The organism is Vibrio sp. 16 (assembly GCF_963681195.1).
GTDB lineage: Bacteria > Pseudomonadota > Gammaproteobacteria > Enterobacterales > Vibrionaceae > Vibrio > Vibrio sinaloensis_D.
The window spans coordinates 1,328,284-1,344,497 of the sequence record NZ_OY808998.1 but is presented as its reverse complement, the minus strand read 5'-3'; the positions used below and the strand labels follow the sequence as shown (position 1 = coordinate 1,344,497).

11 protein-coding genes are annotated in these 16,214 nt (G+C 47.9%); 6 read left to right on the top strand and 5 right to left on the bottom strand.

Annotated elements, in window-relative coordinates; translation table 11 throughout:
* Positions 1 to 19: 19 nt before the first annotated feature.
* Entirely contained in the window at positions 20 to 208 is a 189-nt protein-coding gene (locus U9J37_RS20250) for a hypothetical protein (RefSeq protein WP_005473708.1), read from the top strand.
* Positions 209 to 259: 51 nt separating this feature from the next.
* On the opposite strand, the gene U9J37_RS20245 is transcribed toward U9J37_RS20250, so the two are convergent.
* From U9J37_RS20245 to U9J37_RS20230, 4 genes are all read right to left on the bottom strand, one after another.
* Positions 260 to 2,176 carry a GGDEF domain-containing protein gene (locus U9J37_RS20245; RefSeq protein ID WP_005473605.1) on the bottom strand — a complete coding sequence of 639 codons (1,917 nt, stop codon included), beginning with the start codon at positions 2,174 to 2,176 and terminating at the stop codon, positions 260 to 262.
* 234 nt (positions 2,177 to 2,410) lie between these two features.
* Positions 2,411 to 3,673, bottom strand: coding sequence for a sigma-54-dependent transcriptional regulator (locus U9J37_RS20240; protein WP_005473651.1), 1,263 nt, complete (start codon positions 3,671 to 3,673; stop codon positions 2,411 to 2,413).
* Entirely contained in the window at positions 3,660 to 6,020 is a 2,361-nt protein-coding gene (locus U9J37_RS20235; protein ID WP_005473645.1) for an ATP-binding protein, read from the bottom strand. The genes U9J37_RS20240 and U9J37_RS20235 overlap by 14 nt, the downstream gene beginning before the upstream one ends.
* The gene (locus tag U9J37_RS20230) at positions 6,017 to 7,315 is read right to left on the bottom strand and encodes an ABC transporter substrate-binding protein (RefSeq protein ID WP_232280835.1); all 1,299 of its coding nucleotides are present in this window, start codon (positions 7,313 to 7,315) and stop codon (positions 6,017 to 6,019) included. Before U9J37_RS20230 ends, U9J37_RS20235 begins: the two co-directional genes overlap by 4 nt.
* A gap of 288 nt (positions 7,316 to 7,603) precedes the next feature.
* On the opposite strand from U9J37_RS20230, the gene U9J37_RS20225 reads away from it, so the two are divergent.
* From U9J37_RS20225 to U9J37_RS20205, 5 genes are all read left to right on the top strand, one after another.
* Positions 7,604 to 8,983, top strand: a complete 1,380-nt coding sequence (locus U9J37_RS20225) for an MFS transporter (protein ID WP_039480791.1) — start codon at positions 7,604 to 7,606, stop codon at positions 8,981 to 8,983.
* Between the two features lie 168 nt (positions 8,984 to 9,151).
* A complete protein-coding gene (pyk, locus tag U9J37_RS20220) occupies positions 9,152 to 10,606 on the top strand; it encodes a pyruvate kinase (protein WP_005473614.1) in 1,455 nt (484 codons plus the stop codon).
* Positions 10,607 to 10,858: 252 nt separating this feature from the next.
* Positions 10,859 to 12,607: a formate--tetrahydrofolate ligase gene (locus U9J37_RS20215; protein WP_005473683.1), complete on the top strand. Its 1,749-nt coding sequence runs from the start codon at positions 10,859 to 10,861 to the stop codon at positions 12,605 to 12,607.
* A gap of 137 nt (positions 12,608 to 12,744) precedes the next feature.
* On the top strand, positions 12,745 to 14,634 hold the full coding sequence (locus tag U9J37_RS20210) for a DUF294 nucleotidyltransferase-like domain-containing protein (protein WP_005473647.1): 1,890 nt from the start codon (positions 12,745 to 12,747) through the stop codon (positions 14,632 to 14,634).
* Positions 14,635 to 14,643: 9 nt separating this feature from the next.
* Complete coding sequence (locus U9J37_RS20205) at positions 14,644 to 15,363, top strand: 3'-5' exonuclease (protein ID WP_005473684.1); 720 nt, start codon at positions 14,644 to 14,646, stop codon at positions 15,361 to 15,363.
* 48 nt (positions 15,364 to 15,411) lie between these two features.
* Here U9J37_RS20205 and U9J37_RS20200 read toward each other — a convergent pair whose 3' ends face one another.
* Positions 15,412 to 16,194 carry a sulfite exporter TauE/SafE family protein gene (locus U9J37_RS20200; protein WP_005473680.1) on the bottom strand — a complete coding sequence of 261 codons (783 nt, stop codon included), beginning with the start codon at positions 16,192 to 16,194 and terminating at the stop codon, positions 15,412 to 15,414.
* Positions 16,195 to 16,214: the final 20 nt, after the last annotated feature.

Here is a 16,214-nt window from a genome sequence, read left to right as displayed (position 1 = left end):
GCTGCTCATGGGAGGTATTATGGGAATTCAAGATAGCATTAAGATTTTGGAACAGCAGATCTATGTGGCGTGCTCGGAAGGAGACTACGACACAGTCAAAATGCTAGAACATCAATTGGATAACTTACGCACCAAAGCGGAGCACCCATTTGATGAAGACCCGTATGCTCCAGAGGGAAAGTTCTTCCCGGAGGATGACTGGTACTAATACCAACACCCCACAATCATGTGGGGTGTTTTGTTTTTGCGTCAGTGAGCATCAGTCCGTTTGATAGTAGGATGATTTGTCGCTGTACATGGCAGTGTCGGCTTTTTTGAGTAGCTGACGTAAACCTGAATGGGATTTAATGTCTCGAGCAATACCAATAGCGACGGTGACCTCAACCTCCTCGCCGTTGGATCTCTTTACACAGACAGTCGACAATTGAGATTTAAGCCTCTCTACTCCACTCGAACCGAGCCGGCTGATGACAATAAACTCGTCACCACCGACACGATAGGCATTTTCCTTCGTCAGGCGTTTAATCTGCTTGGCAACCGCTCGCAATACTTCATCACCGAAATGGTGCCCGTACGTATCATTAAACTGTTTGAAACGATTGATATCGAGATAGAGAACCGTCCCATTTTCCACCGTTGATTTAGCAAGGTATCGATCTAACGCTCTTCGGTTTTTCAGTCCAGTAAGCTGATCGGTGGTGGACTGGTGATTCAAATAGAGCAAAGCGCAAGTGGCAAACAAGACAAACATCACGAACAACACCCTAACTTGGATATTGAATTTTTGCTCGGCGCTGTACAAATTACGCCAAGCGGGCTGAATGTTGTACATGTTGGCAATAGATTGAATATCAATGATGTCCTGCACTTGCGAGAAGGCTTCTGCCAAAAGTCTCCCTTCCTCAGTTCGATTAAAACCAAATGCAATGTTGGACTCAAAGAACACACCTAAGCTGTCGTCCTCCTCAATGTTCAACAACTTATCTTTTCGTAGCATTCGATTCAAAGCAGCGCGATCAACCACAATGTAATCCACTTCACCGGCAACCAAAGCATCAATCAGAGCTTGCTGATTGTCGACAAAGTAAAATTGCTTTTGAGGCAAAGCGGCTTGCAGTTTTTTGACCGCATAATCCTCTTTCACTACCCCGATCCGCTCTGTAATAAGTTCCGATACATAGCGATAGATGCCATCTTTGTAGCCGGAACGTTTCACCAAAATGGTCATTGCCCGGTAGTGTGGCTTCGCAAAGTAGGTATACGATTCACGTGACGGAGAAACATGTATCGGCGCAATCACATCAATGTTCTGCGCTTTGAAATCAGTGTACATGCTTTGCCAAGACTCATCAGCCCGGCTCGTCACCTTACAATTGAGCTCGAGCATTTGACACGTTTGCTGCAAAATCGTGTAAGTCACCCCTTTGATTGCCCCGCTGGTTTGATAAATCACGTAGGGATACACAGGCTCCAACTTGATTGAGAGTGGTTTTGCTTGGTCTAAGCCATGGCGAACTAGGTTTTTCTTAATCGCAGTCAAGCGGATTTGTTTTTGATAGTGCATCATGGAGTCATGGAGCAACCGTTGGACAGGCTCTGTCTGTGCATAACGAACGAACTGCTCAACCAATGTTACGTCGCTATCTTTTGCCACTGCAATGGTGACAGGAGGTGCACCAATTTTGTTGTTGATAACTTCCGCTTGAAAACCGGCACTGTTAAACGCTTTCAGATAGTTGATACCGGCAACAATGGCATCAACTTGGCCAGCGTTGAGTAGCTTTTTCGCCTCTTCTATTGTTGAGTATTCATAGATTGCGATGCTGGGGTAATGACGCTTCACAAGGTCTACAAATATGGTTCGTATCGGTACGGCGACACGTTTGACGTGCTTAAAATCGATGTTGTCTTTGTAAAACAGGTAGGTGTATTCAATGTTGGTTGGAGCGGGCAAATGCAGGTATGCCGCCCGCTCTTTGGTGTAAGTTGTGTTCGGTGCAAAATCACTCTCTCCCGATCTGACCGAATCGAGCACTTCGCCGAAGGTATCAAAGTGACGATAGGTAAACTGGAGACCAAACTCTTCACTTAATGCGCCAAAAAGCTGCTTGGCGACAAAATCATCGGCGGTAATAGCAACGTCATAGTTTTGCCGCTCCCGAGCAGAAGCAGCCACTGCATCTATGCAAAACACACAGAGGCTGAGCAATAAAAGGTGTATTCCCGACTTCACTTATTTTTCTATTTATTATTAATTTTGGCATATCGTACAGTATCTTAAGTAAGATAAGCAATCAGTTGATCGGTGATTCCTTTTTAGCCTTAGCGTCAAATCACGCGATAGAGTGATGCTGTCCTCCGCGGATGTTCACCACTCTTAATCGGTTACTGACGTTGTTTTCTATTCTCACTACTTTGCACTTTTAAACGATTCTTTATCAATATCGTGCTTTTTCATGCGTAAATAGAGTTTTTTACGCGGCACTTTCAAATAGTCAGCAGCGTCGCTAACTCGCCCTGAGTGAAGAAATAACGCATCTTCTATCACGCCCTTTTCAAAATCATCGACCAGTTCGTCCAGTGGCAACATGGTTTCAGCTTGGGTGTAAATTTTGTCTTTTCCCGTCAACTTAACGATACCTACTGCAAACAACTCAGCCACATTTCTTAGCTCTCGAACGTTGCCCGGCCATAAGTGACCGCGTAACACAGAAAGGTAGTTAGGTTCGACTTTTGGGATGACTTTACCGAGCTTGAGACAGCTCTGTTTCAAAAAGTGGTGGAACAACACCACGACATCATCGGGTCTTTGGCGAAGCGGTGGCATCTCTATGACTCCCTGATTCAAAACGTAATAGAGCTCGGGGATTAGGCTTTGCTCAGCAATGAGCTGTTCTGGATCTTTGCCAAATATCGCAATCGCTCTAAACGCCTTCCCTTCCCTCTCATTGGCGATCAAATGCTGCGCCAGCATTCGTTGGCAGGGCTCAGAGAGTTGCTCTGCGCCATCAAGCAGCAAGGTGCCTGCGGTCACTCTTGCGAGCATCTCGCTCAATTGCGACTCCGATAAATTAGGGTCAGCGTGTATCGCCTCGCATCTGTTTGGTTGTGAAGACATGGTATGCAATAAATTCGCCGCTAAGTGTCGCCCGCTTCCTGACTCTCCCCAGATGACAACATGGTTTTCAAGCAACAAGTACTGAGAAAGGAGATGACGAATTTGCTCCAGTTGGGCGGATTTACCCACCAGCGACTTGTCAATCGTTGCCACCATTTGTTTCTTCTGCTCAACAAAAGCGCGGCGCAGGTCAAGGTGAGATTTTAGCATCTCGAGTAGTTCCGCTGGGTTAATCGGTTTCTCTATAAACTCGCACGCCCCTTTTCTGACAGCATCCACAGCCATCGGAATGTCACCGTGCCCTGTAATCACGATCACCGGAATGCGATCATCAATCTGTTTGATTTTTTCCAGTAACTCCATGCCGTGCATTTGCGGCATATACATATCCAGCAATACCACACCGGGCCAGTCTCGTTTGAGATACCCTGTTGCCTCAGTCGGGTCAAGGAGTGCTTTTGCCGTTAAACCTGCAATATCCATCAAATGTTTATAGGAATCTAAAACATCCTGATCGTCATCCACAAGAAGAACAGAGTAATTAAGAGTTTGCATGAGGTAATTCCAATATCACAAGAGCGCCTTTGTCCAAACCAGAGGCTAAAACTATATTGCCAGCGTACTTTTCCATTAAAGATTGGCTGATGTTCAGACCTAAACCAAGGCCAACTTCTTTTGTTGTGGTAAACGGTGTAAACAGTTTATCAACGATATGACTATCAAACCCTTGACCGCTATCGAACACACCAATCGCATGATGTGAGCGGGTGCTGTAGAGACTCTCTACTCGAATCTGACGTAGCGGGCCATTGTGCTCTGCAATCGCATCACAACTGTTGACCAGCAAATTGATCAACACTTGCTCAATCGCCAACGCATTGCCATGGACGCGCAGGTCGTCATCCAGTTTATTGTCTATCTCAACCATCTGACGTTTGGCTTTGGGGTTGACTATGGTGATCGCTTGTTCCGCAATCTCTTTTAGATTTTGTTCTTTGGCCTGCTGTTCACCATCAGATTTCTTGGCAAAGTTGCGCAAACTGGAAATGATTTTGCCCATTCGCATAGCCAAACCTTCAATGTGTTCAAGCGTTTGATTCAGTGCCTTCTCGTCACCCGATTGCGCTGAAAGCTTGGCGCTGTAGAGGTAGGTCGACATGGCATTCAAGGGTTGATTCAACTCATGTGCCATACTGGTCATGGTTTGCCCAACCACCGCCATTTTCGCCGCTTGAATCAGCTCACCTTGAGTCTGTTTTAAGTTCTGCTCAGTGCGTTCACGCTCGACAATTTCTTCGGACAGACGCTGGTTTTTTTCAATTAAGTCCGAGGTTTTTTCTGCCACGCGTTTTTCTAACTCACGCGTATTGAGCTCTTGCTCGGTGATGTCTGTAATAGTGACAATCACTTTGTTGAGCTGTCCATGAGAGAAAAGATGGAAATCAAAATGGAGATAGCAGGCTTTTTGATCAGACACCGACAGTACAATCTCATCGTGCCCTTGATTAAACAGAGCGCCACCACGTCGAAACACTTTTGCCAACGCCCTTTGGCTGCTGTTTTCAAATGAATCCCAGATCAGTTTTTTCTCTACGTCCCCTTGCACGGCTAACAAGCGACGCGCACTTAAGTTCGCAGATTCCACGTAGCCTGCTAAGTCACATGTCAGTAGGCTTGCCGAAGTATTGTTGATCAAACTGATCGCATTGGTTCGCTGTATCTCTTTGACGCTCTCGCCGTACTCAATCAGTTTTTCACTCAAACGACCAATCTCATCCGCTCCATCCACTTGAATAGGATGGCTGAGATCGCCCTTGGTGATCGCATCAATGCTCGAACTCAGTGCCGTTAAGCGAGCCACAATGCGACGATTGATAAAGTAATAGGTCAAAAACAGTGACATCAAGATTGAAACACTAAAACAGACGATCAATATATGGTTACCGTACGAGACTAAACTCGCGGTTTGTGCTTTCACATTGAGGAAACTGTCGTCTGCCAAGCGAACTACGCCACCGATTTGTTGGTGGATATCGTCAAGTTGCTGATCGATGTTTGCTTTGAGCACATCAATCCGCTGGTTCAGCGCCACGTTGTCGAGCAATTGATGGTAAAACACCCCTTCAGGCGCCAACAAGGTGGACAACTCTTGGATCAATTGCTGGTAGGCGATGGACGAAGGCAACTCAAAGATCGGCTCACTGCTGCTCAGAAGCTCGTCCATTTTGTACTGAATCACTTTCGCTGCATTATGCACTTGCCCAAGTTGCTGCGCTTGAATCACTTCGCTGGTCATCGCAAACACATTCGACTCTACATCTAGTAGATGCTGAATGGTGCGCAATTGCTCCAGTGCGGTTGTTCGCTCGGTATCACTCTCATCTCGCTTGATAAGCCAATGCAACTCTTGTCGAATCGGAGTTAACTCAGATCGCACATCTTGGTGGAGCCAATGAATCTGCTCTTCCAGTTTGTTGACCCGGCGGCTTTGCTCAACGCGTTGCAAGACAAGCGCGCTGTATTGGCTGAGTGTTTCGCCCAGTACAAGATAGCGCTCAGCCAAGGTGGTCGTTTCTTTGTCTGTCAAAGCCCCTGTTTCTTGGTGATGCAGCGCCAGATTGATGCCCTCTAACTGCTCCGAAAGCTCTTCAATTTGGCGGTTGAGCTCAACCTTATTAGTGAGTCTAGAGAGCAACTGAACGCGATGACGAATCTCACTGCTTCGGCTTTCTAGTAAGTAACTGGTGTTGTATTTGGGCACACTGTTTTCAAGCAGTTCACTCACTTGATCGTCTAGACGGTTCCAAGTAAGCCACGCGACCGCGCTGACCACCGTTAACAGAATGGTTGATCCCGTAAAAGCGATGATCAGTTTTGCGCCAATGGTACTCCACTTATTCATAATGGAGACTCAACTTGAAATGTGCGCAGCTCGCGAGCGACTTGGTTGAGGTTGGCTTCGAACTTTAGTCCAAAACGGTAGCTAAACTCGGCAAGGATCGCTTGTTCTAACCCATTGGATTGGCCGTCAAACTCTACTCTAGAAACGATTGAGTCACCAAGCTGTTCAATTTCTTGTTCGCTGACAGGGATAGTAAACAACTGCTGTTTTAACTCTCTCAACTGTGTGAGTTTTTTGACATCAGCTCCTTGGTCTTGTTCTAACTGCGCCAGACTGTGCCAAATATCTTGAAGCTCAGGGAGACGCTTAGTGATCGCTTCATCAAAGATGATGTTGACCAACTTCTCACGCTGCATCAGCTTAGCCAAGTTGAGTGCGGGGTTCTTATTACTGAACAGCGAATCATCATTGATCGAGTGCTTGGCAAAATTGGTGTCCACCATACTTTTTTGGACATCTTGCGAGAGCAGCAGGCGAATAAAACGATCGGTCGCGGCATTATCGCCCGATTTTTTCAAGATACCGATGTAAGTCGGCATCAGGGTAAAGTCAGAGTCATAGGCAAATTCCACATACTGGAACTGTTTGGGGAGCACCAGCGCGTAACTGTCAATCGTTGGGCCAATACCAAACTGCCCTTTCGCCACATAATCCGCAACACCAAAACTGCGCGAAGAAATCGTGCCTAAATTTGCCCCTACGTTCAAAATGATCGCCCAGCCTTTGTCCCAACCATGCTTGGCAAGAATGCTCTCGATCATCATTTGTGTCGTGCCCGAGCGGCTTGGTGTACTCATGGTGATGTGGCCAAAATAATCAAACCGAGCAAGATCTTGAAACCGTGTGGGTACTTTGAGGTTGTTCGCCATTAAGTAATCTTTGTTCCAAACCAATCCAGCACCGGAGTAGCCAACGCTCACCACTTTATTGCGCTTGGGTAACACAAACGGCACTAACCACCGGGGCATTTCATTCCCGTAGGCAACCTTGGCCAGTTGGTTGCGCTTGTAGAGCTCTTCCATCAAAAACGGCGATGAGCTGAGTACCACATCGACATCTTGAATATAGCTTTTGTTCAACAGTTGAATTGCAGATTGAGTCCGACGGTGGATCAATTTGATGTCCACCTTAGGGTTTTGCTGTTTGTACTCGAACATCAGCTCGGCAATCGGCTCGCTAGAGAAGGTGGTCAATATCACCAATTGCTCCTGACTGATCGCAGCCGATGAGCTCAATGTCAGCCATGCGGCAAGGATAGAATGGCGCCACGCGGTTAACTTTCTAATCAATCTCACTTCACAAAATCCCTTCGAAATGTGCGTCAATTCAAAAACTGGTGAAAACACCATTAATTTCTTTTTTGAGCAATTGGGTCACTGCTGACGCATCTTGTTATTTCACTAACTGTAATTCTATCAATTTCGCCACTGATAGATCGGTTAAAAGTGCCATTTTTAACCCAGCCCAATCGTTCATTTGAGTCACTTTTGTCTCAAAAAGTCACTTTTGAGCGTTTCCGTTACCTTCTGCATGATGCTCCCGACAACTCATTTACCGTCACACATTCACGGAGTGAAACATTTATGTTTAATTTCTTTAAAACACGTCCGGACTTACCTTTGTCCGATGGTTCGAAAGAAGCCATGCAATCTCGCTTTAAGCGTTACCAATGGCAAGTATTTCTAGGCTTAGTCTTTGGTTATGCCGTTTTCTACGTTGTTCGTATGAGCTTAGGTGTCGTTAAGAAACCGATGCTTGATGCAGGCATCGTAACCATTGAAGAGCTGGGTATTATGGGCTCGGCGTTCTTCTTTACCTATGCGATAGGTAAGTTTTCAAACGGCTTCCTTTCTGACTACGCCAACATTGGCCGCTTTATGTCGTTTTCACTGCTCTTATCAGGTGCAACGGCCGTGGTAATGGGCTTGAACACCGCAGGTTTCTTCTTTGTTCTGCTTTGGGGCTTGAACGGTTGGTTCCAGTCGGTTGGTTCAGCACCATCATGTGTTTCCTTGTTCCAATGGTTCTCGCCAAAACAGCGCGGCTCTCGCTACTCTGTATGGGGCGGTTCACGTAACATTGGTGAAGGTATCACTTGGATCCTAACCGCAACGCTAGTGAGCTACCTAGGCTGGCGTGCAGGCTTCATTGGCGCAGGTATCGCGGCCATTGCAGCAGCACTTTGTATGTTCTTTGCACTTAAAGACCGCCCTCAAACGTACGGTCTACCAGATGCTGCAACAGCATTCGATGAAGAGCCAGAAATCAAGAAAGCAAACGATCCTAAAGAGACACGTCGTGCTCAGATGTTTGTTCTAAAACAGCCTGCGGTATGGCTTATTGCAGCAGCGTGTGCGGCTATGTATGTCTCTCGCTATGCTATGTCTTCTTGGGCAGTGCTTTACCTTCAAGAGTCAAAAGGCTACTCGCTGATTGATGCTGGTTTTGCGATGTCAACGTACCCTATTGCTGGCCTTGCAGGTGCTATTTTGTCCGGTATCGTGTCTGACAAACTATTCAATGCAAACCGTCATATCCCAACCCTACTTTACGGATTGGCAAACATTGCAGGTATGTGTTTGATGTTCTTTGGTCCAGACAACCGCATTATTGATGCCGTCGCACTTGGATTGATTGGCTTCGCGATCGGTGGTCTTGTGGTATTCCTAGCGGGTCTAACAGCTTGTGACCTAATGCCGAAGAACGCAGTAGGTGCGGTAAAAGGCTTCATTGGTCTGTTCTCTTACATGGCAGCCTCTGCGCAAGAAGTGGTATCAGCATCGCTTATCACAATCACTGAGGTTGATGGCGTTAAGCACTATGACTTCTCTCAAGCTCAGTACTTCTGGCTAGCGGCAGGTGTTGTGTCACTACTCTTAGCATTGACCGTTTGGAATGCGAAGAAAGTGGTCGATATCGACGAAGAGCAAAACCCTGAGCTAAAAGCTAACCCAGCAAGCTAACAACATACGGGGAGTTCGCTCCCCTTTGGCTGGCGGTCGTCATTCTACTGTGAATGCTCGTCTTAAAGGCTCATATCCATGACGAGTATCTGCCCTGTCAAGGAATACGACCACCAGCCTCCCCCTTTTTTAATACCCAATTTCAGTTATGTTGTTAAAGGTAAGGTTATGAACAAAACAAAAATTGTCGCAACAGTTGGTCCAGCAAGCCAAAGCTCCCCTGTGTTAGAAGAGATGATCCTCGCTGGTGTGAATGTCGTGCGCCTGAATTTCTCTCACGGAAACCCAGCGGATCACATCGCTACCGCAGCACGAGTGCGAGTGGCCGCCGCAAAATTAGGCAAACACGTCGGTATATTGGTTGACCTTCAAGGTCCTAAGATTCGCATTGCAGGATTTAAAAATGACGCGATTCACCTGAACGCTGGCGACACATTTATTCTCGATGGTACGCTAGACTCACAATCAGGCGATGAGCAACGTGTCGGTTTGGATTACCCGCAACTCATCAAAGACCTCTCACTTGGCAACCAACTGCTGCTTGACGATGGTCGAATCCAACTGGAAGTATCTGCAATAAACGACGAGAAAACCATTGTAGAGACCAAGGTAATCAACGGCGGAAAGCTCTCCAATCGCAAAGGGATCAATTTGCTCGGTGGCGGACTCTCTGCCCCTGCCTTAACTGAAAAAGACAAACAAGATATTCAAACCGCCGCTGTGATTGATGCTGAGTTTCTCGCAGTTTCGTTTCCACGCAACGCGGAAGATTTGCAAGATGCCAGACAGATCGCTCGCCAAGCAGGTTGCCAAGCGCAAATCGTCGCTAAAATTGAGCGCGCCGAGATCGTTGCTAACCAAGACGCAATGGATAAGGTGATTCAAGCGTCCGACGTCATTATGGTCGCCCGCGGGGACCTTGGCGTAGAAATCGGAGACGCTCGCTTACCACGCGTGCAAAAAACCTTAATTGGCCGTGCAAAACACTTTGGCAAGCCAGTCATTACCGCCACACAAATGATGGAATCCATGATTGAAAACCCGCTGCCAACCCGCGCGGAAGTTATGGATGTCGCCAACGCAGTCATCGACGGCACCGATGCTGTGATGCTCTCCGCTGAATCGGCCACTGGCGCTTACCCTGTCGAGGCAGTACAAGCGATGGCACGTATCGCGCGCGGCGTTGAGTTGGAAACCGAATGCTCAAGCCAGTGCTGGGAAAACGTTCAACAACTGTGCAGCAGCAGCAGTAAGAGCTTTGCCATCTCTTCGATATTGCTGGCCGCACGCTCACAACAAAATCTTGGTGTTGCGGTGTTCACAAACAGCGGTGAGACTCCTCTGCTCATGTCTCGTTGCCACAGCAAAGCCGTGATTTGGGCACTAAGCAATGATGAAAAGCTATTAGCTCGCCTGTCACTGCTGCGTGGTGTCGAGCCCGTTTACGCCTCGGTAGAGGACCGCGACCTATCCGATACGGTATTGGATATCCTCGATAAGCCGATCCGTGATAGCGGCATTCATTCGCTGCTGATCTCGCGTTTTGAGTCCGTTGAAGGTTCAGGCGACATCAACATCAGCCGTTTGATTACGATTGCCAACAAAGAGTCGGTTGCCGCTTAAGATTTCTCCTCCTTAGATATTTATATCTAATCACCCTCCCCCATCCTTGCTCCACAGGGAAACTTAGGGATTTGGCCTACCTTTACGGTAGGTCCTTTTTTTCTCGGTGCTGTCTCTTTACGTTCCATCATGGTCCGATTTCAGTTAAAGTCGACATCAAACTAAAACTATCGCTTTACAACGTACTATTTAACGTTATTATCCTTCCGCAAACGTTTGCCTTACTATTTGTGTGTGTTTTTAGAGGGTTTTATGCTGTCCGATATCGAGATCTGCCGTACGACATCACTGCTGCCTATATCTGAGGTTGCTCAACAAGCTGGTTTACTAGAATCAGACTTCCACAGCCAAGGAAAATACAAGGCCAAAATTTCCCTTGATAGCCTGAAGCGCCTGTCAAACCGCGATAGCGGAAAGTTGGTTCTTGTCACCGCCATTACCCCCACGCCACTTGGCGAAGGTAAAACGGTCACAACCATTGGCCTAGCTCAGGGCATTGCCAAATTAAATCACTCAGTGATGGCGTGTATTCGCCAGCCCTCTATGGGCCCCGTTTTTGGCGTGAAAGGCGGTGCAGCGGGCGGTGGTTACTCGCAAGTCGCCCCGATGGAAGAGCTAAACCTGCACCTTACTGGTGATATCCATGCCGTGACTGCGGCGCACAATTTGGCTGCGGCCGCAATTGACGCGCGCATCTATCACGAGCAACGCCAAGGCTATAAAGACTTTGAGCAACGCACGGAGATGAAAGCGCTCAAGATCGATCCAAAGCGCGTCGTTTGGAAGCGCGTGATGGACCACAATGATCGTGCTCTACGCATGGTCACCGTAGGTCGCAACGAACCTAACAAAACCATTAACGGTTTTGAGCGTGAAGATGGCTTCGATATTTCCGCTGCATCTGAGCTAATGGCTATCCTTGCCCTTGCCGCTGACCTAAAAGATCTTCGTGTTCGCATTGGCCGTATTGTTGTCGCTTACGATATTGATGGTAACCCGATTACAACGGAAGATTTGCAAGTCGCCGGTGCGATGGCAGTAAGCATGAAAGAGGCGATCGAGCCAACGCTCATGCAAACGCTTGAGGGCGTTCCAACGTTAATCCATGCTGGTCCATTCGCCAACATCGCCCACGGCAACTCTTCAATTATCGCCGATAACATCGCGACCAAGTTGGGTGAGTTCACGGTCACTGAAGGCGGCTTCGGCTCCGACATGGGCTTTGAGAAAGCGTGTAACATCAAAGCGCAAATGTCACAGAAATCGCCAGATTGTGCGGTTATCGTCGCAACCCTTCGCGGCCTAAAAGCAAACTCCGGTCTTTATGACTTAAAGCCAGGCCAACCAATCCCTGATTCCCTATTTAATGACGACCAAGATGCACTGGTTGCGGGTTTCGAAAATCTTAAATGGCATATCAACAACGTCAGCAAATATGGTGTCCCTGCGGTGGTCGCGATTAATCGCTTCCCGCAAGATAGCGATGAAGAGTTGCAAGCCCTTAAAGCGATGATCGAGTCGTTACCTAACGAGGTTGAAGTGGCTATCAGTGAAGGTTTTGCCAAAGGTGGAGAAGGAACGGTAGAGCTTGCCAAGAAAGTGATCGCCCAATGCGAAAAACAGGTCACGTTCACTCCTCTGTACGCATTCAACCAAACCACGGAAGAAAAACTGATGGCAGTCGCTGAAGTGGGTTACGGGGCAGCCGGTGTGACACTTAGCTATCAAGCTCGCAAACAGCTTGATGAACTCAAAGCGCACGGATTCGATAACCTAGCGGTTTGCCTTGCGAAGTCACCGCTATCTATTTCAACCAATGGCAGCATTAAGGGCGCGCCATCAGGGTTTGATGTGCCAATCCGCGAACTTCGTCTATGTGCAGGCGCCGGCTTTGTTTATGCGCTGTGTGGCAACGTCATGACCATGCCGGGCTTACCAGAAAAACCCGCCTTTATGAACCTTGATCTCGATGATGACGGCAACATCATTGGCTTAAGTTGATTACAATTTAAACCGCAGTTCGAGGCTAAGTAGTTCAAACTTAGCCTCTTTTTTATCCTCATTTCCGGTCTCTCCATGCAGTTGGCCTCGATATCATGTACCATTGGTACATCACTTCGCGAAAACTGGAACTCTTCATGGAAGCAGAACTACTGGAAATCAAAAACTTCCTCGCCCAACACCCGCCTTTCGACGAACTTGAAGATGACGTACTTAATTTCGTCACTAAGCATGTTGAAATCTCTTACTTCCGAGAAGATACCCCTGTGATTCATTTTGGCGACGAAATCCATGACCTTTATATGGTTCGCAGCGGAGTCGTCGAAGTGTATCGACGCAAAGGCGAGCTCTACAATCGACTTGATGAAGGGGCGTTGTTCGGGCAGATGGGACTGCTAACCAACAACAAAGTCCGTTTTCCCGCAAAAGCGATTAAAGACACGCTGCTTTACTGTATTCCAGAAGCGGTCTTTCAAGAGTTGTATGAAAAGCACGAAACCTTTGCCGACTTCGTCGAAGTTGAAGATAACGCCCGATTGCGCCAAGCGGTATCGAGCAATAACGAGCAAAATGACTTAACGACGTCTAAAGTGCGCACCCTACTCAGCGGTGAAGCGCCTTTTGTTATCAAAACAGAGTCGATCCAAAATGCGGCCATTAAGATGGCGGATGAAAATGTCTCATCTTTGCTCATTATCGACCCAGATGTTCTCGAAGATGACGAAGATGACAACAACCCGCTCGTCGGCATCATTACTGACCGCGACCTTTGTACCCGCGTGCTTGCCCAAGGTTTAGACCCGAATGATGAAGTCTCGAGTGTCATGACCACCGAAGTGATCTCGCTCGACCACAATGCTTACGTTTACGAAGCCATGCTCACTATGCTTCGCTATAACGTGCATCACCTTCCAGTATTAAAAGACAAAAAACCGATTGGCATCATTGAAGCTACCGATATTGTTCGCTACGAATCACAAAACTCGCTGCTGTTGGTCAGTAGCATCTTCCAACAACAATCGATAGAGGAGCTGGCGACACTCTCTGAACAAGTAAAAGACAGCTTTGTCCGATTAGTAAACGAAGACGCCAACTCTCACATGGTCGGCAGCGCAATGTCGGTGATTGGCCGAAGCTTCAAGCAGCGCATCATTGAACTTGCAGAAGAAGAACTGGGAGAACCACCCATCCCCTACTGTTTTGTTGCTTTAGGGTCGATGGGGCGCGACGAACAATTGCTGGTCACGGATCAAGATAACGCCATCATTCTTGATAACACCTTTGTCAAACAAGAACACGACGCCTATTTTGCGGAGTTAGCGAAACGCGTTTGTGATGGCTTAGACAAATGCGGCTATACCTACTGTACTGGTGACATCATGGCGACCAACCCAGATTGGCGCATGACACGCACCGAGTGGGAAGAGTGCTTCGCCGATTGGATTGACGACCCGAACCCGAAAGCGCTGCTCAACGCTTCGATCTTCTTCGACCTCGATGGCGTATACGGCCGCCTTAAATGGGCAGAGCAGCTGAACGGTTTTATTGTCCGTCGAGCAAGAAGGAACAATCGCTTCCTCGCGTGTTTGGCTCGAAATGCCATGAATCGAACGCCGCCTTTAGGCTTTTTCAAAGACTTTGTCATGGAAAAAGATGGCCAGCACAAAAACTCTATCAATTTGAAACGACGTGGCACTGCCCCACTGGCGGATCTTATTCGCGTTCACGCTTTGGCGGTCGGCTCACGCTCTAAGAACTCGTTCGAACGCTTAGACGACATTCAGGAAGCGGGCATTTTGCCGAAAGGAAAAGCTCGCGACCTGAGCGACGCGCTGGAGTTTATCTCCATGGTGCGTATTCGCCACCAAGCATTCGATGTTGAGAATCAGATCGATCCGGATAACAATATTGAGCCTGAAAACCTGTCTGATTTCGAACGTCGTAACCTTAAAGACGCGTTCCAGATCTTAAGCAATGCACAGAACTTCCTTAAATTCCGCTATCAAGCCAGTAACAACTTCAAGTAAGAGGCGACAATGATCAAACGAATTATGACGCCGCCGAGTATAGACTGGCCAATGAAGTTCAAACGCAAACTGGAATCAGTTCAGCATCCCGAACTGCGCGAATACTATCAAGCCGGTGTGGTTGACGCGCAAACGCCTCTCGACGAGGTGACTTTTTTGGCAATGGATTTTGAAACCACAGGGCTCGATTCTGAGCAAGATGACATCATCACCATTGGTACGGTCCCTTTCACGCTCAACCGAGTGTTGATTAACCAAGCCAAACACTGGACGGTGCGTCCTCGGAAACAACTTGAAGAAGACTCAGTGATCATCCACGGTATCACCCATTCGGATGTCTTGGATGCGCCGGACTTAAGTGAAGTGTTTGCTGAGATATTGGCGCAAATGCATGGGCGAATTATGGTCGTCCATTATCAGCGTATAGAGAGAGAGTTTTTTAACCGAGCGCTACTTACCCGTATCAATGAAGGGATCGAATTTCCCGTCGTTGACACCATGCAGCTTGAAACCTTAGTCCAACAAAAATCCAACGGTGGGCTTTTAAATCGATTAAAGGGGCGCAAACCGGCTTCAGTTAGACTTAGTGCGAGCCGCTCTCGCTACGGTTTACCGCAATACACCCCACACCATGCGCTCACCGATGCCGTAGCCACCGCCGAGCTATTACAGGCACAAATCGCTTATCACTACGAGCGTAAAACGCCAATAAACCATATTTGGCTTTAACCCACTCTGCCAAGCAAACCGCTCGATTGCTTGGCAGAACGAAGAGCCTTAGCTAAGCGCCATGTTGGTTGCCATCGCGAGTAAGAGTGCCGCGAAGATTTTTTTAATAACCGCAACGGGTAAGGATTGTGTTGCTTTCGCCCCAAGCGGCGCGGTAAACCAAGAGGTACAAACGATGCCAAACAGTGCTGGCAAGTAGACAAAGCCCGCAAACCCATCGCTAAGGGCAAAGTCAGCACTGCCCGAGGTGATATAGCCAACAGAACCGCTCAGCGCGATGACAATCCCACACGCCGATGCGCAGCCTATGGCTTTTTTCATATCGACAGAGAAAAAGGTTAACAAAGGCACCAACAACGCACCGCCACCGATCCCAATCATTGCCGACAAACCGCCAGTCAACGTGGTTAACACCGTCAGTAAGCCCTTATTTGGCATAGCGCGCTCTGTCGAGTTGTCCCCTTTGCCACCAAACAACATTTTAAGGGCGATAAGCACAACGCTGACAGCGAATACAATGCGCACCACCTGCTCGGGCAATAGCGCGGCCAGAAAACCACTCACAAGCGCGCCAAGAGCCACGCCAGTCATAATCCACGGTGCCAATTCCCATGGCACATTACCATTTCGATGATGGGCAAGCGCCGAAGAGGTGGAAGTAAACAGAATCGACGCGAGGGAGGTAGCGATCGCACAGATCACCACCTGCTCTGCAGGCAAGACTTGGAAGTGCAACAAAATCACGCTTAGTATCGGCACAATCACTAACCCACCGCCAATACCGAGTAATCCGGCTAAGAAACCAACGCCGCTGCCCAACAACGCACACATCACCACTAATAACACTATGT

Bases quoted from the DNA above. Each gene is read 5' to 3' on its own strand.
- U9J37_RS20215 (WP_005473683.1), top strand. From the start codon at position 10,859: ATGCTGTCCGATATCGAGATCTGCCGTACGACATCACTGCTGCCTATA.
- U9J37_RS20240 (WP_005473651.1), bottom strand. From the start codon at position 3,673: ATGCAAACTCTTAATTACTCTGTTCTTCTTGTGGATGACGATCAGGAT.
- pyk (WP_005473614.1), top strand. From the start codon at position 9,152: ATGAACAAAACAAAAATTGTCGCAACAGTTGGTCCAGCAAGCCAAAGC.
- U9J37_RS20205 (WP_005473684.1), top strand. From the start codon at position 14,644: ATGATCAAACGAATTATGACGCCGCCGAGTATAGACTGGCCAATGAAG.
- U9J37_RS20200 (WP_005473680.1), bottom strand. From the start codon at position 16,194: ATGTGTGCGTTGTTGGGCAGCGGCGTTGGTTTCTTAGCCGGATTACTC.
- U9J37_RS20235 (WP_005473645.1), bottom strand. From the start codon at position 6,020: ATGAATAAGTGGAGTACCATTGGCGCAAAACTGATCATCGCTTTTACG.
- U9J37_RS20250 (WP_005473708.1), top strand. From the start codon at position 20: ATGGGAATTCAAGATAGCATTAAGATTTTGGAACAGCAGATCTATGTG.
- U9J37_RS20210 (WP_005473647.1), top strand. From the start codon at position 12,745: ATGGAAGCAGAACTACTGGAAATCAAAAACTTCCTCGCCCAACACCCG.
- U9J37_RS20225 (WP_039480791.1), top strand. From the start codon at position 7,604: ATGTTTAATTTCTTTAAAACACGTCCGGACTTACCTTTGTCCGATGGT.